The organism is Calothrix sp. PCC 6303 (assembly GCF_000317435.1).
Classification (GTDB): domain Bacteria; phylum Cyanobacteriota; class Cyanobacteriia; order Cyanobacteriales; family Nostocaceae; genus PCC-6303.
The window spans coordinates 6,463,443-6,485,131 of the sequence record NC_019751.1 but is presented as its reverse complement, the minus strand read 5'-3'; the positions used below and the strand labels follow the sequence as shown (position 1 = coordinate 6,485,131).

General features: G+C 40.1%; 23 protein-coding genes. 16 read left to right on the top strand and 7 right to left on the bottom strand.

Annotated features, from left to right (window positions below; all coding sequences use genetic code 11):
• Position 1: 1 nt before the first annotated feature.
• From lpxB to CAL6303_RS26375, 3 genes are all read left to right on the top strand, one after another.
• Positions 2-1,165 (top strand): lipid-A-disaccharide synthase, encoded by a 1,164-nt coding sequence (gene lpxB, locus CAL6303_RS26385; protein WP_015200897.1) that lies wholly within the window; start codon positions 2-4, stop codon positions 1,163-1,165.
• Positions 1,119-2,585 (top strand): DNA cytosine methyltransferase, encoded by a 1,467-nt coding sequence (locus CAL6303_RS26380; RefSeq protein ID WP_015200896.1) that lies wholly within the window; start codon positions 1,119-1,121, stop codon positions 2,583-2,585. The genes lpxB and CAL6303_RS26380 overlap by 47 nt, the downstream gene beginning before the upstream one ends.
• 231 nt (positions 2,586-2,816) lie before the next feature.
• The gene (locus CAL6303_RS26375; RefSeq protein WP_158333191.1) at positions 2,817-3,614 is read left to right on the top strand and encodes a pentapeptide repeat-containing protein; all 798 of its coding nucleotides are present in this window, start codon (positions 2,817-2,819) and stop codon (positions 3,612-3,614) included.
• Positions 3,615-3,833: 219 nt separating this feature from the next.
• Here CAL6303_RS26375 and CAL6303_RS26370 read toward each other — a convergent pair whose 3' ends face one another.
• On the bottom strand, positions 3,834-4,445 hold the full coding sequence (locus CAL6303_RS26370) for a Uma2 family endonuclease (RefSeq protein ID WP_015200894.1): 612 nt from the start codon (positions 4,443-4,445) through the stop codon (positions 3,834-3,836).
• A gap of 197 nt (positions 4,446-4,642) precedes the next feature.
• Here CAL6303_RS26370 and CAL6303_RS26365 point away from each other — a divergent pair, with 197 nt between their 5' ends.
• The 4 genes from CAL6303_RS26365 (at position 4,643) to CAL6303_RS26355 (ending at position 9,810) form a co-directional block, all read left to right on the top strand.
• A complete protein-coding gene (locus tag CAL6303_RS26365) occupies positions 4,643-7,711 on the top strand; it encodes a filamentous hemagglutinin N-terminal domain-containing protein (protein ID WP_015200893.1) in 3,069 nt (1,022 codons plus the stop codon).
• Between the two features lie 19 nt (positions 7,712-7,730).
• Positions 7,731-7,871, top strand: coding sequence for a hypothetical protein (locus CAL6303_RS30560; protein ID WP_158333190.1), 141 nt, complete (start codon positions 7,731-7,733; stop codon positions 7,869-7,871).
• Between the two features lie 322 nt (positions 7,872-8,193).
• A complete protein-coding gene (locus tag CAL6303_RS26360) occupies positions 8,194-9,216 on the top strand; it encodes an AMIN domain-containing protein (RefSeq protein WP_015200892.1) in 1,023 nt (340 codons plus the stop codon).
• 228 nt (positions 9,217-9,444) lie between these two features.
• Positions 9,445-9,810, top strand: a complete 366-nt coding sequence (locus CAL6303_RS26355) for a hypothetical protein (protein WP_015200891.1) — start codon at positions 9,445-9,447, stop codon at positions 9,808-9,810.
• Here CAL6303_RS26355 and CAL6303_RS26350 read toward each other — a convergent pair.
• From CAL6303_RS26350 to CAL6303_RS26340, 3 genes are all read right to left on the bottom strand, one after another.
• Positions 9,770-10,654, bottom strand: coding sequence for a sterol desaturase family protein (locus CAL6303_RS26350; protein ID WP_015200890.1), 885 nt, complete (start codon positions 10,652-10,654; stop codon positions 9,770-9,772). The genes CAL6303_RS26355 and CAL6303_RS26350 overlap by 41 nt on opposite strands.
• A 262-nt stretch (positions 10,655-10,916) precedes the next feature.
• Positions 10,917-11,360, bottom strand: a complete 444-nt coding sequence (locus CAL6303_RS26345) for a hypothetical protein (protein ID WP_015200889.1) — start codon at positions 11,358-11,360, stop codon at positions 10,917-10,919.
• Between the two features lie 54 nt (positions 11,361-11,414).
• A complete protein-coding gene (locus CAL6303_RS26340; RefSeq protein WP_015200888.1) occupies positions 11,415-11,825 on the bottom strand; it encodes a hypothetical protein in 411 nt (136 codons plus the stop codon).
• A gap of 159 nt (positions 11,826-11,984) precedes the next feature.
• Here CAL6303_RS26340 and CAL6303_RS26335 point away from each other — a divergent pair, with 159 nt between their 5' ends.
• Together CAL6303_RS26335 and CAL6303_RS26330 are read left to right on the top strand one after the other, a co-directional pair.
• Positions 11,985-13,199, top strand: coding sequence for a sensor histidine kinase (locus tag CAL6303_RS26335; protein WP_015200887.1), 1,215 nt, complete (start codon positions 11,985-11,987; stop codon positions 13,197-13,199).
• Between the two features lie 6 nt (positions 13,200-13,205).
• Positions 13,206-13,850, top strand: a complete 645-nt coding sequence (locus CAL6303_RS26330; protein ID WP_015200886.1) for a response regulator — start codon at positions 13,206-13,208, stop codon at positions 13,848-13,850.
• Positions 13,851-13,868: 18 nt separating this feature from the next.
• On the opposite strand, the gene CAL6303_RS26325 is transcribed toward CAL6303_RS26330, so the two are convergent.
• Entirely contained in the window at positions 13,869-14,408 is a 540-nt protein-coding gene (locus CAL6303_RS26325; RefSeq protein ID WP_015200885.1) for a DUF3172 domain-containing protein, read from the bottom strand.
• Between the two features lie 243 nt (positions 14,409-14,651).
• On the opposite strand from CAL6303_RS26325, the gene CAL6303_RS26320 reads away from it, so the two are divergent.
• A complete protein-coding gene (locus tag CAL6303_RS26320) occupies positions 14,652-17,054 on the top strand; it encodes a NosD domain-containing protein (RefSeq protein ID WP_083866346.1) in 2,403 nt (800 codons plus the stop codon).
• 119 nt (positions 17,055-17,173) lie between these two features.
• Here CAL6303_RS26320 and CAL6303_RS26315 read toward each other — a convergent pair whose 3' ends face one another.
• Positions 17,174-17,668 (bottom strand): NAD(P)H-quinone oxidoreductase subunit N, encoded by a 495-nt coding sequence (locus tag CAL6303_RS26315; protein WP_015200883.1) that lies wholly within the window; start codon positions 17,666-17,668, stop codon positions 17,174-17,176.
• A 126-nt stretch (positions 17,669-17,794) separates the two neighbouring features.
• On the opposite strand from CAL6303_RS26315, the gene CAL6303_RS30555 reads away from it, so the two are divergent.
• Positions 17,795-17,944, top strand: a complete 150-nt coding sequence (locus CAL6303_RS30555) for a hypothetical protein (RefSeq protein WP_158333189.1) — start codon at positions 17,795-17,797, stop codon at positions 17,942-17,944.
• Between the two features lie 386 nt (positions 17,945-18,330).
• Here CAL6303_RS30555 and CAL6303_RS26310 read toward each other — a convergent pair whose 3' ends face one another.
• Positions 18,331-18,507, bottom strand: coding sequence for a hypothetical protein (locus CAL6303_RS26310; RefSeq protein WP_158333188.1), 177 nt, complete (start codon positions 18,505-18,507; stop codon positions 18,331-18,333).
• A gap of 110 nt (positions 18,508-18,617) precedes the next feature.
• On the opposite strand from CAL6303_RS26310, the gene rplC reads away from it, so the two are divergent.
• The 5 genes from rplC to rpsS all read left to right on the top strand — a co-directional run bounded on the left by rplC (position 18,618) and on the right by rpsS (position 21,670).
• Positions 18,618-19,259, top strand: coding sequence for a 50S ribosomal protein L3 (gene rplC / locus CAL6303_RS26305; protein WP_015200882.1), 642 nt, complete (start codon positions 18,618-18,620; stop codon positions 19,257-19,259).
• Between the two features lie 86 nt (positions 19,260-19,345).
• Positions 19,346-19,978, top strand: a complete 633-nt coding sequence (gene rplD / locus CAL6303_RS26300) for a 50S ribosomal protein L4 (RefSeq protein ID WP_015200881.1) — start codon at positions 19,346-19,348, stop codon at positions 19,976-19,978.
• Positions 19,971-20,285, top strand: coding sequence for a 50S ribosomal protein L23 (locus CAL6303_RS26295; protein WP_015200880.1), 315 nt, complete (start codon positions 19,971-19,973; stop codon positions 20,283-20,285). Before rplD ends, CAL6303_RS26295 begins: the two co-directional genes overlap by 8 nt.
• Before the next feature lie 125 nt (positions 20,286-20,410).
• Entirely contained in the window at positions 20,411-21,274 is an 864-nt protein-coding gene (gene rplB, locus CAL6303_RS26290; RefSeq protein WP_015200879.1) for a 50S ribosomal protein L2, read from the top strand.
• A gap of 117 nt (positions 21,275-21,391) precedes the next feature.
• Positions 21,392-21,670, top strand: coding sequence for a 30S ribosomal protein S19 (rpsS, locus tag CAL6303_RS26285; protein ID WP_015200878.1), 279 nt, complete (start codon positions 21,392-21,394; stop codon positions 21,668-21,670).
• Positions 21,671-21,689 lie beyond the last annotated feature (19 nt).

Sequence of the window (21,689 nt, the reverse complement as noted above, 5' to 3'; positions counted from 1 at the left end):
AATGCGGATATTTATTAGTACAGGTGAAGTTTCTGGTGATTTACAGGGTTCATTGTTAGTGACGGCGCTGAAACGTCAAGCTGCAATAGCCAACAGGGAGTTAGAGATTGTAGCCTTAGGTGGTGAACAAATGGCAGTAGCAGGGGCAACTCTGTTGGGTAATACTGCGGGAATTGGTTCTTTGGGACTCTTGGAGGTGTTGCCCTATGTGGTGCCAACATACAAGTTGCAACACCAAGCTTTTGCTTTTTTGAAACAAAATCCACCAGATGCAGTGGTACTGATTGATTATATGGGACCTAATTTAGCGATCGCTAAATTCATCCGTCGCCATTTACCTGAAACCCCAATATTTTATTACATTGCCCCCCAAGCTTGGGCAGCTTCACTAAAAATCATCACCAGTCAAACTACAAGAGAAGTTGTCAAAGTTAGTGATAAATTACTGGCAATATTCCCCGAAGAAGCTAGATATTACCGCGAACATGGGGCAAACGTGACTTGGGTGGGGCATCCATTGATTGATAGAATCAGCGAATTCCCAACCAGAGAGGCAGCGCGGGCTAATTTGGGCATTGGAGAAGGTGATATTTGTGTAGCATTGTTACCTGCTTCTCGGCAACAGGAATTAAATTTTTTATTACCAACTATTTTCGCCACAGCCAAAGAAATCCAACTAAAATTACCCCAGGTACATTTTTGGATACCATTATCACTGGACAAATTCCGGGATGCGATCGCGCAATCGATCCAAGCATATAATCTCAATGCCACAATTGTCTCCGGTCAAAATAAAGATGTCCTTGCAGCCGCCGATTTAGCAATTACCAAATGTGGCACAGTCAACTTAGAATTAGCATTACTCAACGTTCCCCAAGTTGTTTTATACAAGCTGAGTAAGTTATCCTACTGGATAGCCCAAAACATTCTGCAATTATCATTGCCCTTTGCTTCCCCACCCAACTTGGTAATGATGCAACCCATCGTCCCAGAATTTATCCAAGAAACAGCCACCCCCGAAAATCTCACCCAAGCAGCGATGGAGTTACTCTTAAATCCTGAACGCAAACAAAAAATTCAGGCAGATTATCGAGAAATGCGCCAAGCATTAGGGGAAAATGGAGTATGCGATCGCGCAGCAAAAGAAATTCTTACCTCTAAATGAAAAGGAACTGTTTCTAAGTCATGTGAAACTGCAAGAAATCCTCATTTTCAAGATAAGTGTGGATACTGTATCACCCACCAGCAATAACTTTTCCCTGTTCCCTGATAACTGTTTACTGATTCCTTTGCTAAATCACACATCTTCAAGCTCAAATCGTCCCGTTGCCATTGATTTATTCGCTGGTGCAGGTGGTTTTTCATTGGGAATGGAACAGGCTGGATTTGATATTTTAGTGGCAGTTGAGTATGATCCAATACATGCTTCAACCCATGCCTTCAACTTTCCCCTCACAGAAACCCTTTGTTCTGATATTGCCGACGTTACAGGGAAGATGATTCTTCAAGCAGCAGATAAAAGTTGGCGAAAATATCATCAACATGACTCGAAAGCTTGCCAAAAATGGAATAAAAAAATAGATTTAGTGTTCGGTGGACCACCTTGCCAGGGGTTTTCACTGATGGGGAAACGTGATTTAGAAGACATCCGCAACAATTTGATATTTCACTTCTGCCGACTAGTATTAGAACTGCGTCCCAAGTACTTCGTCATGGAAAACGTTCCAGGAATTACCACCGGGAAATATAAAAAAACCCTATTGCAGCTAGAGAACGCATTTGAAAATGCTGGTTACAACGTGCGGCAAACAGTTCTTAATGCTGCTGATTTTAGCGTACCTCAAAAACGGCAGCGATTATTTTTAGTTGGCAGCAGCAACCCCCAAGGCTTTGATATTCCCTTCCCCATCAAAGCTTCTCCACTACAAACCACAGTCCGTGATGCAATTTCGGATTTACCCGACATTGACACTATTCCCCAACTTATTAATAGTGACGAAGTACTATTGACAGAAAGTCAACTCCAAATCATCAATCAAAAAACCACACCCTACATTCAATTTCTCCGCTGCAATTTCCCCCTCCCAAACCTCACAACCTTCCAATACCCCCGTTATTGGAACCCCCAAATCTTAACCAGTTCCATGCAAACTCAGCACGAAGAAAGCTCAAAAACTCGCTTTCTCGAAACACCCCAGGGAGAACTAGACCCCATCAGCCGTTTACGTCGTCTTAAACTAGATGGTTTTTCCCACACATTACGTGCAGGTACCGACAAACAACGAGGTAGACACACATCACCCCGTCCCATTCATCCTACATTTCCCAGAGTCATCACAGTTAGAGAAGCTGCCAGATTACACTCCTTCCCCGATTGGTTTCGCTTCCATCAAACCAAATGGCACGGTTTTCGCCAGGTTGGTAATGCTGTACCCCCACTTTTAGCCCGTACCATCGGCGAAAGGATTATTACAGCTTTAAATATTCAGCCATCCCATCCTCAAACAATTTTAGATTTGGGTGATACCCAGTTACTCAGATTTGTTCCCACCACAGCACAGAAATATTGGGATAATCGGAAATAATGGTATTGTGTAATCAAAACTAACAAATTTTCAACTACTATAAATATCAAAATTAAAATGCTGAGTTGCGTTATCTTCCGAGAAGTAAGCTACACTCCATCCAACCTACGTTAAAGTGTCAATGATTATATTTTTATCTGTTCAAAGTTATTAAATAATTATGTGATTTGATGAAAATTGATTTTTAAATATTAGGTTTTTAATAATTTAATAATTACAGGTTTAATGATTGTGCAGAAAGTTTACTTTAGCTGCTCTTTTTCCTTTTTTGCTAGTTTATTATTTTCTCTACCTGTATCTGCCGCTAACCCTGAGCATGTAAAACAGTTATTGAATACAAATAGTTGTCCTAGTTGCGATTTATCGAATGCAGATTTGTATGGAGCTAAACTTTCAAAGGCAAATCTTCAAGGAGCAAATCTTCAAGGAGCTATACTTAATTATGCACTGCTAGGTCGTGCTAATCTCGAAGGAGCAAACTTATCAAATGCTGATTTGTCTGGAACTTTTCTTGGAGAAGCTAATCTTGAGAAAGCAAATCTTCAAGGGGCAAAACTTAGTCAAGCATTTTTATATAAAGCAAATCTCGAAGGAGCAAACTTATCAAATGCATATTTGTCCGGAACTGCACTTACAAGAGCAAATCTTCGGGGAGCTAACTTACGGAAAAGTGTTATTTTCGTGTCTATTTTATCAGAAGCAGACCTTCAAGATGCTAATCTTATGGAAGCAAAACTTTTATCTTCTAATTTGGAAAGAGCAAATTTAGCAAGAGCAAATTTAACCAAAGCACAACTTCACAATGCTATTCTTCAAGATGCCAACTTGACACAAGCTAAATTAGTAAAAGCGGAATTAAATCAAGCTTCATTAGCAAGAGCCAATCTTCTAAATGCTGATTTAACTGGAGCCATTTTACAACAAGCTACCTTATATTTAGCCAATATAAATGGGGCTATTTTTAAGGAAGCTTTTTTATATGGCACGATGATGCCAGATGGTAAATTTAATATGACAGGCAAACAATAATTTATTGTAGTAAATTGTAGATTGGGTGGAGACGCATGATATCCCTCTAGCACATTTTTTCTCATAGGGTGTGTGACACTTAAATCAATTTAAAACGAAAAATAAGGCTTTTGGTGTCACGCACCAACCTTCCCATTGTGACAATCGCGTAAGTAATGTAATCTTAATTCACGTCGTAACCCAACATAACTGACGCTTGAAAACTAATTATTACTCAATCTACCAAATTTTAGCCATTTGCAACGCAAAACCTGGTAGTTCTGGATCGCAAATCACCTGTTCGGGTTGATTTAAAACGGCAACCGAACCATCCGCTCGATAACAATACACCGTCTGACTTTGCCTGTCGATTAATAATCCCAAGCTCGCACCATTTTCGATATATTCCTGCATTTTTGTCTGCAAACTTTTGAGCGTGTCGCTAGTCGATCGCAATTCCACCACAAAATCGGGGCATATCGGTGCAAACGAGGCTTTTTGCTTCTCGGTAAGAGCATTCCAGCGATCGAGTTTAATCCAGGATGCATCGGGAGCGCGCATTGCTCCATTCGGTAGTGTAAACCCTGCACTAGAATCGAAGCCTTCACCAGTACCGTCCCCCTCTGCCCAAATTCCCAGTTGTACAGCAACTTTAAAATTACGATTTCCAGTGTCCGAAAAAGCTGGAGGCATAACAATTACTTCACCATTAGCATTCCGTTCGATCCGCAGATTGGCATTGCGATGACAAAATTCATGAAATTGCTCGTCACTCATCTGCGGTAATGTCATGAGAGAGGAGATATCTACCGTCATCGACATCGGTTCGGTTTGAATCTGTAGATTAGTCATATCGCTCCAATCTCATTATTGCCATGCTATCAATTATATTCTAGGCATCTACTCAAAGTATGTAGGGTTTGCTGATTACTATTGCCTAAGTTCTACAGTCGCACGAAGCTTGCGCGATATAAATCCCTCACCTGTGGCACAAATAATGATATATCTAACCATAATCGTAAGTATTTTACATCTTCAGAGGTTAGCTGATGAAAAGAATAGAATTTTTACTTGCAAACCTTTTTTTATCTAGCTTAGTAACACTTACCAGTACAATAGGTGAAGCACAAATTACTCCGGATAACACGTTAGGAAAAGAATCTTCACAAATTGATTCTAACGTTGTAATCAATGGTTTGAATGCAGATAAAATCAGCGGTGGTGCAACTAGAGAAAGCAATCTTTTCCATAGTTTTAGTCAGTTTAATATCAATGATGGACAAAGAGTCTATTTTACCAATCCTTCTGGAGTTATAAATATACTGACGCGAGTTACAGGTAAAGATCCATCAAATATCTTTGGGACATTAGGCGTTGATGGGGCTGCCAATTTATTTTTAATTAATCCCAATGGCATATTATTTGGCAAAAATGCCAGTTTAGACATTCAAGGTTCCTTTGTTGGAACAACTGCAAACGGACTAAAGTTTGGCAATCAGGGAGTATTTAACGCGACAAATCCCGAAGCCCCACCATTATTGACAATCAACCCTTCTGTATTGTGGTTTAATCAACTCAATCAGAGTGCAGCGATTCAGAATAATTCTACAGCCTCATCAGGAAAAGACCCAACAAATTCATTTGATACTTTCGGCTTACGAGTAGCAGATGGTAAAAGTTTGTTGTTAGTTGGTGGAGATGTCAATATTAGTGGTGGTGGATTAGTTGCTTTTGGCGGCAATATTGATATTGCTGGAGTCAAAGGTAATGGAATTGTAGAACTGAATCGAAATGGCGAGAGTTTGAGCTTTAAAATTCCCAGTGAATTAGAAAGAGCAAATATCTCTTTAACAGATGAAGCAGGATTAATAGTGACTGCTGGAGGTGGTGGAAATATTAATATTGTCGGCAAAGATATTAATATCAACAATAGTTCCATCCAAGCTGGCATTTTAGGTGGTTTGGGGTCTGTGAATACTCAAGCTGGTGATATTAAACTTGATGCTCAAGGTGTTGCAACAATTGACAATAATAGCCGAATTTTTAACTACCTCGATTCTGGGGCGATAGGAAATGCTGGAAATATCACCATAAATGCTCAACGTTTGAATGTTAACGATGGTTCACAGATTGGAACTCTTCATTTTGGTAATGGAAACACAGGCAATATAATAGTTAATGCTTCTGAATCTGTAGAATTAAATGGAGGGAATGGGGGATTTTTTGCTCAATTAAATAGGAACGGAAAAGGAACGGCAGGTAATATATCTATTGATACTGGAACTTTGAATATTCGCAATGGCGCACAAATTAATAGCATTACTTTAGCCAATGGAAATGCTGGAAAAATAGAAATTACAGCCCGTGATACTGTTTCTCTCTCGGGAAAAGGCTTTAGCCGAATTGTTAATAATGTTGGCTCTGGTGCAGTAGGTAATACTGGAGGCATATATATCAAAACTGGTTCGTTATTTGCCAGCGATGAAGCCCGAATTTTATCCAGTGTCGCAGGAACAGGAAATTCTGGAAGGATATTCATTGAAGCCAGTGCCAAAGTTTCTTTAACAGGAGTAGGGGATCTAAATCTTGGTAGAAATAACTTTGATGCTTCGGGAACCATCTTCGCTAGCAGTGTTAATTTTGGTGGTGTCGGTGATAGTGGTGGTGTTGTAATTAAAACTGGCACTTTGACATTAGATAGTTCCCAGATCAATGCCAGTACAGCCGGAACAGGTAATTCAGGTAGCATCGTCATTGAAGCACGAGACACAGTAGAGTTACTCAAAGGCTCTGATATGTTTACTGAAGTCACTTGTGCCTGTGAACCGAATGGTGGGGGTGTTGGTGGAATCGGAAATGGAGGAGATATCCGAATTACAACAGGTTCGTTGCTACTAGATATTGGTGCTAATTTACGTGCTGATACTGAAGCTCGTGGCAATGGAGGCAATATTATTATTGATGCGCGAGATAGTGTTACATTCAAAAGTGATATCAGGGACTATAGTGGTGGGGCTTTTACCCAAGTTGAACCAGAAGCGGTTGGAAAAGGGGGCAATATCACCATTAAAACTGGAAACTTATCTATTTCTGGATATCAAGAAATTAATACCAGAACTCAGGGACAAGGTGATGCGGGCAACATATTTATAGATGCTAATACCATCTCCCTGACAGGATCTAATGTTCGGATTATTAGTAGTGCTAGTAAAAGCGGAAGATTGCCAAATACCTTTGGTAATGGGGGCAATATTGATATCAAGGCTGGATCTTTATCTCTAAACGAGGGTGCAAACATATTAGCTGGTTCAGAATTTAGTCGAGCGGCTGCGGGAAACATTAAAATTGATGCTAATCGAATCACCCTGAAAAATCAAAGTTCAATTAAATCTGAATCCGTTGCTGATGCTGATGGTGGGAATATCAATTTCAAGTTAGATGATTTTTTGCTGTTACGTAACAACAGCAAAATTTCCACCAATGCTGGTACAGAAAAAGCAGGGGGGAATGGTGGAAACATCAATATTGATGCACCATTCATAGTTGCTGTACCCAAGGAAGATAGTGACATCACAGCAAATGCGTTTACAGGTAATGGTGGTAATGTCAATATTCAAGCTGAAAATATCTTTGGTATTGAAGCACGTCCCAAGCCAACAAATCAAAGTGATATAACAGCTAGTTCGGAACTTGGAGTACAGGGACAAGTTTCGATCCGTCAACCCGATGTTGACCCTACCAAAGGTATTATTGAATTACCCAAGGGTTTACAAGATCAAAGTGATCAACTTGGGCAACTATGCGGTCTGGGTAGAAAGCCTTTAGGGAGATTTGTCATTACTGGGAAGCAAGGTACTTTACCAACCAATCCCCTAAATTTAATGCAGGGTGGTAGTGATTTTATGCCTCTGGCGACTTTAGGTGCCAGTAATTTAACTGATAGAGTTAATCCAATTGCAGATAATTTGATGGTTCAAAAGCATGTACCTGATAGAATTGTTGAGGCTCAAGCTCTGGCGAGGGGTGCCGATGGAGAATTATATTTAGTTGCAGATGCATCTAATGTTACACCGCTTTCTCGTCATGGGGTGCCAGCTTGTGCTGATGTTGGTAAGTAGCCTCTAGTCACCAGCGAATATGCACAAAATTAACTGCTTGATTTTTTATGCGATCGCTATCGCCTCACTAATTGTATTATTTAAAATTGTCACCGCCCATGGTGAAAGTCGCTTGAAATATCCCCACTACTTACAGGTAAATTTGAGAATCAACAAATGAATTGTTGACTAACCTTCAGGAAAATATTCCTGCTAAAATTCTCTGTAAAAAAACTATCCCTACTCCCATCCCAGCAAAAATCAGATCCGTAAATAGTTTGAAGGGGAAATGACTATTAACTGGAGTTTAGACTAACAGTGAATAAATTTCCCCGTACCAGCTTTGCATTTTGTGTAACATTACAAAAATAAAACCTATAGTCCACCAAAATTAGGGGAAGGTAACTAAATTACGTGACATTGACTACATGGATGTATACTAAATAACGATTTCCAGTTGAATTTATTCAATGGCTGTTATCTAACTGTCTAAATAGAAACAAATGAACGCAAAATTTAGTCAAAAACAACTTCACCGTTGGTGGAAACTTATTTTCAGTATGAGTTTATTCACCATTACAACTATCTTGGCTCTCCAAAGTGCTAGCATAGCCAATTTAGCCAATATTCAACTAGAAGAATGGCAATTTTTTCCTGAATATAACCAACTAGAATTTACCCTTTCAAGTCCTAGTCAACCAAAATATTTTTACCTTTCCCAACCACCGCGCTTAGTTGTAGATTTGCCCAACACCAAACTAGGTAGACTTTCTACCCAACAAAACTACTCTGGTACAATTCAAAGAGTCCGTCTTTCTCAACTCAATGCAAATGTAACCCGCATTGTCATGGACTTAGCACCAGGAACAAACTTTGATCCAAAATTAGTGCAATTCCAACAAGTTCCCTGGCAAAAACCCAACCATTGGGCATTACGAATCTTTCCTGGTAATTACTCTGCCCCAATAAATCCATACCCTAACAACTTTCCCCAATCCCCAGCTAATTATCCACAACAGTTACCTAACAATAACCCACTACCAATTTCCTCGCCCCAATTTCCAGCTAATAACTTACCGCAACTTCCACCCAATAATCAACCACCCATTTACTCACCTCAACTTCCAACTAACAATCAACCACCCATTTACTCACCTCAACCTCCGACTAATAATCAACCACCCATTTACTCCCCTCAATTTCCAACTAATAACCAACCACCAATTTATCCACCTCAACCAAATAATAACTACCCACAAATCCCTAATTCAAATAACAACCTTCCTCCCTACTCTGTCCCCAATTCTTACGGGAATCAACAACCCACCGTAACTGTTCCCCCACTCACACCCAACAATTCCCCAGGATTACCTGGAAATAACCAACTCCCACCAGCTAATTTTCCTAACCCATCAGGTGGTTTTATCAATGCACCACCCCCAAGTTTTCCAGCTAATAATAACCCTGTAAATAATTCCAACTCTGGAGTCATTGAGTGGGGACAAACTATTCCAAATCAGCGTTAGGTTTGAGATAAATAAACCTCGTCCATCATCAAAGGTGGAGTTTTGTCATTGTATAGCTTGCGTCTTCGTAAGGTAGACGTTGAGTCGCAAAGCGGCTACTTACAGAAATCGCTAACGCGCTTACCCGCAGGGTAGAAATTCCAGGTTCTCAAAATAGACGAGGTTTAGTTGAATTTTAACCGTTTTAAGTAAATAGCGATATCACTGAAAACCTCTATAGCCTCATGCATGACTATAACCTTAACAGTCCAAGAACTGACTAATTGGAACATCCAAACCAATGAGGTATTTTTGGTTTCGGGAATATTATGGCTAGATGCAGACGAAGCGAGACTTTATAATTGGCAAGATGATCAATCGATACCCATACGAGATTCCGAAGCTTGTTCAATATTGCGATCGCATCTTGCGAAAGAGTACCTTGGTGGCGTACTATTGCAAGCTTGGGTGCAAAATGGTGATATTGGTTTAGAACTTCATCATATTTATTGGGTCATTCCCTGTGAACCTGAAAATGATGCTCGATGTCTATACAAATGGGGAGAAAAAATTCCTATTCGCCCTGTTCCAGATAAGTATGATTATTCCCGATAGCTGTGGGCAAACTGCAACTACTATTCAATTTTTTCCAATTGGGAGGTGCAAACAAATAACAACAACCTTCTTGCCAAGAATCAGCACCAATTACATCTTTAATGATTTTGATCCATTCATATAAAGCTATTTTAAATGGATTGTTTGACTTAATTGGATAAGTTAACCCATAAATTACTGGAATCTCTACTTTCTCCTCGGCATAAGTTCCAAACAAACGGTCAAAGATAATTAAAACACCTCCGTAATTGCGATCAATATATTCTGAATTAGCAGCATGATGAACTCGATGATGTGATGGAGTATTAAAAATTAACTCCAAGAAACCCAATTTTGGAATTAACTCTGTATGAATCCAAAATTGATAAGTTAAATTTAGCGCCATTCCCGTGACAATTGCTAATGGTTCAAAACCCAGCCAAGCAAGCGGAACAAAAAATAAAGAACTACCAGATATTCCCCCTGTCCAACCTAATCGGTAAGCTGCGGAAAAATTAAACTTTTCAGGTGAATGATGCACAGAATGACTAGCCCAAAACCAACGAATTCGATGAGATGCGCGATGGTACCAGTAGTAGGCAAACTCTAAGCAAATAAACAATAAAAATACATTCCACCAGGAATCTATAGAAATAGTTGAAATGCGATGATGCCAAGCAAATATCATCAAAGCACTAGTTGGAATCATTTGACTAGCATGGTGTCCAATTGCAACACTCAGGGAAACTAAACTTTCTTGCCAAGGATATTTTTGCTTTTTCCATCCAACAATCAGGAATGCTTCAGTTAAAATCAAAATCAAGAATAAAGGCAAAAATTTTAAAGCTATATTGCTGAAATTCATAACTTAAATATGATGTTGAAACGATGAGTAAATTAGTTGTTTAATTTTCACAAAGCCAGATTTTGCTCGAATATGAAATGGTGCGTTACGCTCCGCTTACACACCCTACTTTTGGACTTTATTTTATCCCTCCCTTAGACGAGCGTGGGGTTATAGAAAATCTAGGAAATTCGATACTTGTGCTGTGCGTACACCGTAGCTTAGTAGGGGAGGGACGATTTTTGCACAGCACAAATCAGGAAGATGTTTCGTCGAATTCACATTAGCGTGGACGAGTAAAAGTGCGTGAACTAGTGGGAGATGTCACTGTAGTTGCACCATTTTGAGTACTAGTACTGTAGGTTTGATCGTTGACAGTTGTGGTATTTTGACCGCTATAACCAGAAGTCTGATTGTAATTAGCACTACCAGTAGTGCTTCCTGTATAGGTGGTACCACTTTGAGTTGTTACTGAACCACTACCGTTGTAATTAGCACTTCCTTGACCATTGGTTTTGAACTTGAATTGTCCGTTAGCGTTACCACCGTTAACACCTGTAGCTGTTCCATTCCCACTTCCGGTATAACCACCTTGGGAATTTGGTAATACAATTACATTTCCACTTGCTGTACTACCCTTGGGACTAACTACTTCCTTTGCAGCAGCAGGGAGGGAAGTTGTAACGAGAACTAATCCGAGTAAAGAAAGACTGAGTAAAGATTTCATAATTTTGACCTTTGTGTGTAGTTAATTTACTTAATTGAGTGAAAAAGAGTCAGTTTATTGAGCTTGTTGTTGCAACGACCAAAAATTTTGCATAATTTGCCGTTGTTGCTGTGCTGTTAGGGTTTTCCGAATTTGGCTTTTGGTTGATTGAAAGATACCTCGTAACTGCTTTTGTTGTTGAGTGGAAAGGTTGAGGGAAGATAAAGTTACTCTCACTGGTTTTCCCTCCTGTAATCCTGCTTGAAATTGAATTTTTTGTTCCTCGGTGAGAACAGCTTGGATTTTAGGAAAAGTATCCTGGGTTAATTGTTGGAGTTGTGTTGTTTGTGTTTGAGTCAGTTCAATTCCTGATAAAACTGGGAATAATTGTGTTAATTGTGAAGTTTCTGCTTGAGCAACTGTACTTGTGAAAGGAGTTGCTAAAACTATTGCCCCTGTCAAGATTGAAACCAGCTTGTTATTCATCTTCTGTTGTTCCTTTCGGCTGTGTTCGATGTTTACAGAATAAGCTGGGATACACTTCTAGGACATGAGGCATTAGTCCTCAATTACCTTGGGACTTTAGTCCCTACTAATAGTGGTGTTGAATAAGCTATCTTGATTTAGTTGTCAGCAAGCTTTGAAATGATTCCTTTAATTCAAAATCGCAAGTATCCTCTGCGCTTTCTACTATATCTAGAGTGCATTTTGGTGAGTATTGTCGTTTCTAGTGAAGTTTTTGCTTCTTTATTCGACTTTGCTTCACGATTACCAAGAATACCGCTGCTGAATATATTCTGTTTGGTGATATTTGCAGTTATGGGTTTGAAGTTACCAATTAATAGGCGATTAAATCAAGTTTTATATACGAGTCTAGAATTTGGCTTATTAATATTGGCTTCAATGCTGGGAGGAGTTCTTTTAGTTCCTCTACTTTATACTGTTATCGTAATTCGTAACTGTTTGATATTTACAGGAGAAATTTGCACAGTTATTAATGGTTTAGCTGTGATTTTATCTTTGTTAACACAAGTATATCGACTTCAAATTGCAGAGATAATTAATCCTTTCGCAATCCGCGAACAATTAGGAGTTTTATTAGTAATTTCTACATTGATTTTAGGTTTAGGCACAATTTTTATTCAGATGGCTGTAAATGCTTTGCTCCAAGAATCTCAAAGTCGCCAAGAGCTTAGTGTTGCCAATGCCCAACTACGAGAATATGCCATGAAAGTTGAAGAATTAGCAACCGTCCAAGAACGTAACCGAATTGCCCGCGAAATTCATGATTCTGTAGGACATGCTTTAACTATTTTAAACTTACATTTAGAAGCAGCTTTAAAACTTTGGCAATCTGATCCTGCGGAAGCTACAGAGTTTCTCAGAGATGCAAAAAAACTAGGTTCCAATGCTCTCCAAGAAGTGCGACAATCGATTACAACTTTGCGAGTGAATCCAATCGCCGAACTATCACTTGCAGATGCTATTTTTTCTTTAGCAGAAGATTTTCGGCGTTCCAATAATATTTCACCAAAATTAGAAATAGAGCTACTACAACCAGTTAAAAATGAGATTCAAGTAGCTATTTACAGAATTGTTCAAGAAGCTCTCACTAATATTTGCAAACATGCAGAAGCAACCGAAGTCACTATCCAAATTACCCAAAATCTAGCTATAAATGAATTGCGGTTGATTGTCAGTGATAATGGTAAAGGTTTTGACTTAGAACAAAATACAACAGGTTTTGGCTTGGAGAGTATGCGCGAAAGACTTACATCTTTAACTCTAAAAGGTAATTTCCAAGTCGTCACTGCACCAAATACAGGATGTCAAGTAATCGCAGATTTCCCTTTTTCCTAGTTGCTTATGATTCGTTTATTACTGGTTGATGATGAAAGTTTAATTCGTCGGGGACTGAAAGCTTTACTCAAGCTGGAAGCTGATTTAGAAGTGGTGGGAGAAGCTGAAAATGGACAAGTTGCTTTGACTTTAATTGCATCTTTGCAGCCGGATGTGGTACTGATGGATGTGAGAATGCCAGTGATGGATGGTATGGCAGCAACCAAGGAGATTGCAGCGCGGTTTCCCACGACAAAAGTCTTGATTTTGACTACCTTTGCCGAACAACATTATATTGCTCAAACTTTACGCTACGGTGCTGTTGGATACCTACTGAAGGATACTCCATCTGAGGAATTAGCCCAATCTATCCGTGCAGCTAATAAAGGCTACATTCAATTGGGACCGGGACTTGTTAACGTCATGGGTCAAATTCCAGATACAGCAGGCTCTCCACCTCCAGGATGGGAGGAATTAACACCGAGAGAAATTGAAATACTAGAATTAATTGTTGCAGGTGCTAGTAACCGCGAAATTGGCGAAGCTTTATTTATTACAGAAAAAACCGTTAAAAACCATGTCACCCGAATTTTAAATCGTTTAGACTTACGCGATCGCACTCAAGCTGCAATCGTTGCAAATCGGTTTTTAGGTGCATTACGAAAACCATAATACACCTAATAAAACATCCTAAAATCTTTCTGTTTCCTGCTGTGGTGCCACTGCACCCGGTTGATTCAAGAACAAATTCTGAGCCGCTTCATTTTGATACACACATCTAATATCCGGCTTCTCATTATCCAAATTGCCAGTAAAACCAAAAGTATTCAAGCGGTTTTTACAATCCCTCACCTGTTCAGAAGTAATCAACTTTTTCTGTTCTAAAATCGCCCAGTTATTTTGTCGCAACACGCAACCAGGACGCATGGAAGGCTGAGAAACATAGACATTGAAAGGGTTAAGAGTCACAAATAACCTAGCATCCATCACCATCGCACTGGCACCATATTGCACACAAATCTCTGGATTTGGCGCTTTCAAGTCAATAAATTCCCGCGAAGCGACGTTTGATGAGGTTAATGTAGTTGTCGAACTAAAAGCAATCCCAATCCCAATTCCCAAAACCAGCACCCCTCCCAAAATGGCGATGGTGGTGAAATTAAACATCGGGGATTGGAAAGCCGAGGGTTTAGAAGGAGTTGTCTGTCTAGAATTAGGTCTGCGTCTCATCTTTGTTTAGTTTAATTCACGCCTTGGTAAAAGTGAGTGGTCTAAATCTACCTTTCTATCAGTATGCCGATTATTTTGACTAATTGCCTGCAATTTAGTTTGTAGTTTGTGAGTTGACAACAAAATTAATACTCAAAAATTTTTCTCCAACACTAGACGAAAGAATTGATGTGTGTATAATAACTTTAATCATATCTTAGGGCATTTACTTAGCTTTCGATGAACCCTAACTCATAAATATCTATGACCTTCTCAGATATAAAAATGTTCGCATCTGTCGCGGCAATCGCCTCTACGAGCCTAGTACTGATGCATATTTCTGCTGTAAATGCCCAAACTTATGAATCCGTCAAGCCCCGTGCCAGCACTAACTATACAACTGAAAATGCAGGAAGTGATCCTTTTTTCAGTTTTGAAGGATTTTTTCCGCTTTTTCAAACACCTGGAAATAACCTGACTTATTTAGAAGGAAAGTTATTATCATCTACAGAAAATGGTGCTTTAGGTGGAAATCTATTATTCGGACACCGTTTTTTGAGCGACAACAAAAAACAGATTATTGGTAGCTATATTTCATATGATACTCGCAATACTGGAGACGCAGTATTTAATCAGTTGGGTGCAGGTTTTGAAAGCTTGGGAGAAAAAATTGATTTTCGCACCAATTTCTATTTTCCCATTGGAAATTCCCGGAATTTATTAACCGAAACCTTAACAGGAACATCTAACTTTCAAGGGAATTTCTTAGCTTTAGATAAAGTTAGCCAAGTTCAACAAGCTTTAACTGGTTTAGATGCAGAATTAGGAACTAAGTTAGCATCTTTAGGAAATGGATCATTACGGGGATATGCAGGAGTATACTACTACACAGGGGAAAATGTACCTGGCTTTGTTGGTGTGAGGGGAAGACTTGTTGTCCGTCCTAATGATACTCTTGTTGCGGGATTAACATTGCAAAGTGATCCACAATTTGATACTAGAGTGATTTTGAATTTGGGAATTAGTTTTCCCGGTACAGCTAGAGGAAAGAAAAAGCGAGAGTCTGATATTTTATCCCGCATCAGTGAATCAAGCGATCGCATTAGCAGTATAACGGTTAAAAATCGGTTAATCAAAGATACGGTCTTGGCAACTAACACTGCTACAGGAGAACCACTACAATTTGTCCATGTGAATTTAGGTTTAGGTAACAGTAATGGCTCTTTTGAATCTCCTTTTAGTACTGTTTCTCAAGCTTTAAATATTGCCAAAAGCAATGATACTATCTACGTTCGTCAAGGTGAAAATCCAGGTATTCCTGGTTTTACAATTCCTGATGGTGTTGCAATAATTTCCAATGCTTCACCTCAATTTATTGACACTTCCTTTGGGAAAATTCAGCTACCTGGTTCAGGCTCTGGAATTAAACCAAGTATTACTGGTACTGTCACTATGGGAAACAATACCAAATTAAATGGATTTGCCATTAGTAATGCCTCTGGTGCCGGAATTCAAGGTAGTAACATCCGAAATATTTCAATTGAAAACAACTTAATTAGTAATTCCCAGCTAGAAGGCATCAAACTTACAGATGTAATAGGAAAAGTTGATATTAGTCAAAATCAGCTTCAAAGTAATGGCTATGAACAAGTCACTATATACTCAACTCCCTATGTAAGGTATTACAGTGGAATTTTAATCACAAATAATGTTGGGGATATTAATTTAAATATTAATAACAATACTATTCAAGATTCTGCCAAAGAAGCTATTGATATAGAATTCGGAGGCAATACAAAATTTACAACTAATATTACCAATAATCAAATCTTAGATAATGGAAAACTGTATCAGGAGTATGTTGTACGTCCGGCAATTTTCCCGTCATACAAATATCCAGACTACCTGGAAGCAGACGCAATATCAACCAGCCTATTTGAAAATACTCAAGGAAGCCTGAATATTTCCAATAATAATGTTTCTGGCAACCGAGGTGGTATTTCTAGTTTTGTTAGTGCTAACAATATCAACATAAATATTACGGAAAATACTATTGCTAATAACACCGCTACTTACACACAGCCAGGAATTTGGGTTGATTTCTCTGAAAGCTCTCAAACAAACTTAGTTATTAGCAATAATAAAATAAGCAACAACTCCGAAGGAATTATTTTCAATGCCGATAGGAATTCTCAAATAAAAGCATTGATTGAATCCAATACAGTTACAAATAATCGAGGAAATGGAATTACGATTACAAATAACGATTCTCAAACATCTATAGTTGTCAAAAATAACATCGTGACTGAGAATAATACTCAACCACAAAAAGATTTAATTGATAAAAAAACAGCCGCAGATTTACTAATTGAAGATCGCAGTATTCCTAGTACCGGGCAAGTATGTTTATCACTTGATAATAATCAAATTGGTAGTTTTGCTTTAGCCGATAAAATCGAGATGGAGACTAATCCCAGACGATTCTTTTTACAACCACCAGGATATGTCCCGGTTACAACTTTTTCCTCTGGAAAAATCGAAGTTGAATTACCAGGAATCCCAGGAAACAACAGAATTAATCAAATAATTCCCCCATCAGAGAGCTTTTCCTGGAAAGGAGGTACTGTTGCCGCTGGAAGTTGTGGTTTTGGGACATCGAGAAACTAAATCAGTCAAAAGTTGACGTATTTGACTTTTTATGTATGTCAAATGGGGACGCGAACTGTAGAAATGTCGCGTCCCCATCTTATGGAAAGAAAAATAACGATAATTCGGTTAGAGTTAACTTACGCGTAGTTTACCACCGTAGGTATCGCTAAAGTCTTTTCTAGTGGCTTCCAACTGAAAACGCGATCGCCTCCTCGCTCAATTACCACTTTTACCCTGGGTTCCATACTGGGTAGTGCCATCAAAAACTCAATTTCCTGATCTGACAACACATACCCCTCAATAATCCACAACACCAAACCCTTCGACTTTGGCGGTAGATTTTCCAAATGATAAGTCAAAATTGGTGGAATGTAATACACATCACCCACCGCAGCACCAGCAGTTGTTCCTTTTTTTCCTAAGTGCGGAGGTCTTACCCCATGAATCCGCGTCAAATAAGCAGCCACATCACCCAAGCCACGGGCAGTCAGATTCACAGCAGTATAGCCATAAGCTCGTAAACGCCGACGGTAGCGTCCTTCCATTCCCCCCTCTAAGGGAACATAAACGCCAAGTGCGCCATGTTTTTCCAAATCACGAATGAAACCTCTACCAGTGGTAATCAATGCCATATGTTTTGTTTTCCTATCCCACTTTGATATCTCTATTATTCACCAGTAATCGGGAAACTCAATTATTTAATCCTGATGATAATTGCAAAAAATAACTGGTATGTATAAATTACCAAATACTGATCAGTGTTAACGGATGATAAATATAGTAGTTTTCTGAATATTTTCAAGGCATGGACGATAAACGCGATCGCACTGTCTGATGATTTTGATGAACCCTCAGAAGAACTCAAAGATTACACCTTACCATTTGCTCGCAGATGCAGCACCACATAGAAAAATATAGATTTACCTATAGACATAACATGTAGACAAAAATTCATCAATGATCTATATTGTTAGATTGTGACCAAAGCTTAAGGAATATGCTAACTGGTATACAGTGCCAGGTAGTTAATAGACCATTAGTGATTTAGTGTTTGGTTTTGTTCGGAATTAACTAGCCGAAGTTAACCAGAGACTGATACACTAAGTAAGCCTGGGAGCAAAACGCAGAGCGTTGGTTTCTGAGCATAGGAAAATTCGGCTAGGTATGAGCTGGATTTATTCACTCGTTTAGCCTTGTAAAGCAGGCAAAGCCCCAAGCAATAGTTAGGGGTATTTGATGAAGTTGAGACAGGATATTAATGTTGGTTGGTTTAGAGCATGACATTAAGTTTCACTCAAGGGATACTGGATGGTTGCCATCTAAGTCCTGCTAGTGCAGAAGTGCCAAAGCGATCGCTTAACAAGTAGAATCGTTGCACAAAGCATAGAGCTTTACAGCCTTGCAAAAATCCAACAGTTTTACTTTCCGGATGGGAAGTAGAATTGGGTGTCATGGTAGCAGAGTGAATCATCGCCAACAGATTCATATACCATTCAGGTTTAACAATCTGAATGGAGATTAAAATGTCTCCATACGCCTGAATTAACTAAAAAGATAAGTAAATAAGGAGAACCAGTAACTGTGTCTGTAGGTATTCTCGGCACCAAACTGGGCATGACCCAAATTTTCGACGAAGCAGGAGTAGCTATTCCTGTCACAGTCGTCCAAGCGGGACCATGCACTGTTACACAAGTCAAAACAAAACAGACCGACGGTTACTCTGCCATTCAAGTAGGCTATCGTGAAGTGAAGCCAAAGGCTCTAAGCAAGCCCAAGTTGGGACATCTGGCAAAATCATCTGCCCCAGCATTGCGTCACTTACTGGAATATCGCATCGACAACGCGGATGAGTATTCTTTAGGTCAACTGATTACGGCAGATATATTTAGTGCAGGTCAAATCGTAGACGTAGCTGGTACCAGCATCGGTAAAGGATTTGCAGGGAACCAAAAGCGGAATAACTTTGGTCGTGGACCAATGTCTCACGGTTCCAAAAACCACAGAGAACCCGGTTCCATCGGTGCAGGTACAACCCCTGGTCGTGTTTATCCTGGTAAGCGGATGGCAGGAAGACTCGGTGGTACCAGCGTCACTATTAAAAAATTAACCGTTATACGCGTCGATACAGAACGTAACTTATTGCTAATAAAGGGAGCCATTCCTGGCAAACCTGGAGCCTTAGTTAATGTTGTCCCTGCAAACCTTGTTGGCAGGCAAAAGTAGGACTGTCAGAAACGACAAAACCTAGAAAAACTGACAGAAGTACAGGCGCATAACTTAGCGTCTCTACCAGACTAAAGGACACAAAAATGTTTGAGTGTGTAGTTAAAAACTGGCAAGGTGAGCAGGTCGGACAAAAAACCTTCGAGCTAAAAGTTGCCAAAGAAGAATCAGCATCGCATATAGTGCACCGGGCGCTAATGCGTCAAATGAGCAATGCTCGTCAAGGAAACGCCAGCACCAAGACCCGCTCTGAGGTACGTGGTGGTGGTCGCAAACCGTGGCGACAAAAAGGAACTGGTCGTGCCCGTGCGGGTTCGATTCGTTCACCCCTATGGCGTGGTGGTGGTGTCATCTTTGGACCCAAACCCCGTGACTTCAGCATCCAAATGAACCGCAAAGAGCGACGTTTGGCATTACGGACAGCATTTGCTAGCCGCATTGATGACATGATCATCGTTGAGGATTTTGGTTCTCAACTGCAACGCCCCAAAACCAAAGAATTGGTGAATGCGATCGCGCGTTGGGGTGCAGAGCCAGATAAGAGAGTCTTGCTAATATATTGCGAGAACAACCAAAACCTATATTTATCAGCACGAAATATCGCAAATGTCAAGGTCTTTTCTGCAAATACCATCAACATTTACGACATACTCCATGCCGAAAAAATAATTGTCACCGCATCAGCCATCGACAAAATTCAGGAGGTCTTTGGTGCATAAACTCGACCCCCGTGACTTAGTAGATTTAGTCCGTCGCCCCATCGTCACCGAGAAAGCGACTGTCCTCATGGAGCAGAACAAATACACATTTGAAGTCTCTCCCAAAGCCAGCAAAACAGAAATCAAAGCAGCTATCCAAGACCTATTTAGCGTCAAGGTAGTAAAAGTCAACACCGCCAACCCCCCACGTAAAAAACGTCGAGTTGGCAAATTCGTCGGTTACAGACCTCAATACAAACGAGCCATTATCACAGTGGCAGCTGGGGACGAAGACAAGATTCGCCAAGCTCTCTTCCCAGATGTTTAAAAAAGTTAGGAGCCAAGAGCGAAGAATTAGGAATTAAGCGACCTAAAGAACCTCAATTCCTAACTCCTAACTGGTACTAAACTCCTAACTCCTGACTTCTAACTCTCAACTTTTAAACTAAGATTATGGGTACTCGTTCTTATCGTCCCTACACCCCCAGCACTCGTCAAGTAACCGTCTCCGACTTTGCGGAAATCACCAAAAGTGAACCAGAAAAGTCTCTGACAATCTCCATCCATCGTCCCAAAGGTCGTAACAACCGTGGGGTAATTACCAGTCGTCGTCGTGGTGGCGGTCACAAGCAGTTGTACCGCATCATCGACTTCAAACGCGACAAACGGAATATCCCGGCAAAAGTTGCGGCAATTGAGTACGACCCCAACCGTAACGCCCGCATTGCCCTCTTATATTACACAGACGGCGAAAAGCGCTACATCATCCATCCCAACACATTGAAAGTTGGCGAAATCATCATTGCTGGACCTGACTCACCAATCGAAATTGGTAACGCTTTACCGTTAGCAAACATTCCTTTAGGTACCACCATCCATAACGTCGAATTGACAGCAGGCAAAGGCGCTCAAATCGTCCGCGCCGCAGGTGCAGCTGCTCAAGTCGTCGCTAAAGAAGGTGATTATGTCACCATCAAACTACCCTCAGGGGAAGTACGGATGATTCGCCGCGAGTGTTACGCCACCATTGGACAAGTCGGTAATACAGATCATCGTAACTTGAGTGCTGGTAAAGCTGGACGCAACCGTTGGAAAGGTCGCCGTCCCAAAGTTAGAGGAAGCGTCATGAACCCAGTGGATCACCCCCATGGTGGTGGTGAAGGTCGGGCACCAATTGGTCGCTCCGGTCCTGTAACACCTTGGGGTAAGCCAACCTTGGGTATGAAGACCCGTAAGAAGAAGAAAGCCAGCAGCAAACTAATTGTTCGCCGCCGTCGGAAATCTTCTAAACGCGGTCGTGGCGGACGTGAATCATAAAAAGTTGCGTTTGAAGTGCTGTATGTTGAGTTAATTTACATTTTGTACAACAACTCAAAATTCAGAACTACCAACTTTAAGCTTCCATAAAACTCAAACCTCAAAGACTAAATTGTTATGGGTCGTTCACTGAAAAAAGGTCCCTTCGTTGCGGATCATCTGCTCAAGAAAATAGAAAGGCTCAACGCTAACAGCAAAAAAGAAGTTATTAAAACTTGGTCGAGAGCATCGACAATTTTGCCTCAGATGGTAGGACATACAATTGCCGTTCACAACGGTCGTCAACATGTTCCCGTCTTTGTTAGTGAGCAAATGGTAGGACACAAGTTAGGAGAATTTGCTCCCACTCGTACCTATCGTGGTCATGCCAAAAGCGATAAAAAAGCAGGTAGATAGAATTTTAGATTTTGGATTC

What these genes read in the sequence shown, in the direction of transcription:
- lpxB (WP_015200897.1), top strand. Translation starts at nt 2, where the DNA reads ATGCGGATATTTATTAGTACAGGTGAAGTTTCTGGTGATTTACAGGGT.
- CAL6303_RS26380 (WP_015200896.1), top strand. Translation starts at nt 1,119, where the DNA reads ATGGAGTATGCGATCGCGCAGCAAAAGAAATTCTTACCTCTAAATGAA.
- CAL6303_RS26370 (WP_015200894.1), bottom strand. Translation starts at nt 4,445, where the DNA reads ATGACTAATCTACAGATTCAAACCGAACCGATGTCGATGACGGTAGAT.
- CAL6303_RS26365 (WP_015200893.1), top strand. Translation starts at nt 4,643, where the DNA reads ATGAAAAGAATAGAATTTTTACTTGCAAACCTTTTTTTATCTAGCTTA.
- CAL6303_RS30560 (WP_158333190.1), top strand. Translation starts at nt 7,731, where the DNA reads ATGCACAAAATTAACTGCTTGATTTTTTATGCGATCGCTATCGCCTCA.
- CAL6303_RS26360 (WP_015200892.1), top strand. Translation starts at nt 8,194, where the DNA reads ATGAACGCAAAATTTAGTCAAAAACAACTTCACCGTTGGTGGAAACTT.
- CAL6303_RS26355 (WP_015200891.1), top strand. Translation starts at nt 9,445, where the DNA reads ATGACTATAACCTTAACAGTCCAAGAACTGACTAATTGGAACATCCAA.
- CAL6303_RS26350 (WP_015200890.1), bottom strand. Translation starts at nt 10,654, where the DNA reads ATGAATTTCAGCAATATAGCTTTAAAATTTTTGCCTTTATTCTTGATT.
- CAL6303_RS26345 (WP_015200889.1), bottom strand. Translation starts at nt 11,360, where the DNA reads ATGAAATCTTTACTCAGTCTTTCTTTACTCGGATTAGTTCTCGTTACA.
- CAL6303_RS26340 (WP_015200888.1), bottom strand. Translation starts at nt 11,825, where the DNA reads ATGAATAACAAGCTGGTTTCAATCTTGACAGGGGCAATAGTTTTAGCA.
- CAL6303_RS26335 (WP_015200887.1), top strand. Translation starts at nt 11,985, where the DNA reads ATGATTCCTTTAATTCAAAATCGCAAGTATCCTCTGCGCTTTCTACTA.
- CAL6303_RS26330 (WP_015200886.1), top strand. Translation starts at nt 13,206, where the DNA reads ATGATTCGTTTATTACTGGTTGATGATGAAAGTTTAATTCGTCGGGGA.
- CAL6303_RS26325 (WP_015200885.1), bottom strand. Translation starts at nt 14,408, where the DNA reads ATGAGACGCAGACCTAATTCTAGACAGACAACTCCTTCTAAACCCTCG.
- CAL6303_RS26320 (WP_083866346.1), top strand. Translation starts at nt 14,652, where the DNA reads ATGACCTTCTCAGATATAAAAATGTTCGCATCTGTCGCGGCAATCGCC.
- CAL6303_RS26315 (WP_015200883.1), bottom strand. Translation starts at nt 17,668, where the DNA reads ATGGCATTGATTACCACTGGTAGAGGTTTCATTCGTGATTTGGAAAAA.
- CAL6303_RS26310 (WP_158333188.1), bottom strand. Translation starts at nt 18,507, where the DNA reads ATGATTCACTCTGCTACCATGACACCCAATTCTACTTCCCATCCGGAA.
- rplD (WP_015200881.1), top strand. Translation starts at nt 19,346, where the DNA reads ATGTTTGAGTGTGTAGTTAAAAACTGGCAAGGTGAGCAGGTCGGACAA.
- rplB (WP_015200879.1), top strand. Translation starts at nt 20,411, where the DNA reads ATGGGTACTCGTTCTTATCGTCCCTACACCCCCAGCACTCGTCAAGTA.
- rpsS (WP_015200878.1), top strand. Translation starts at nt 21,392, where the DNA reads ATGGGTCGTTCACTGAAAAAAGGTCCCTTCGTTGCGGATCATCTGCTC.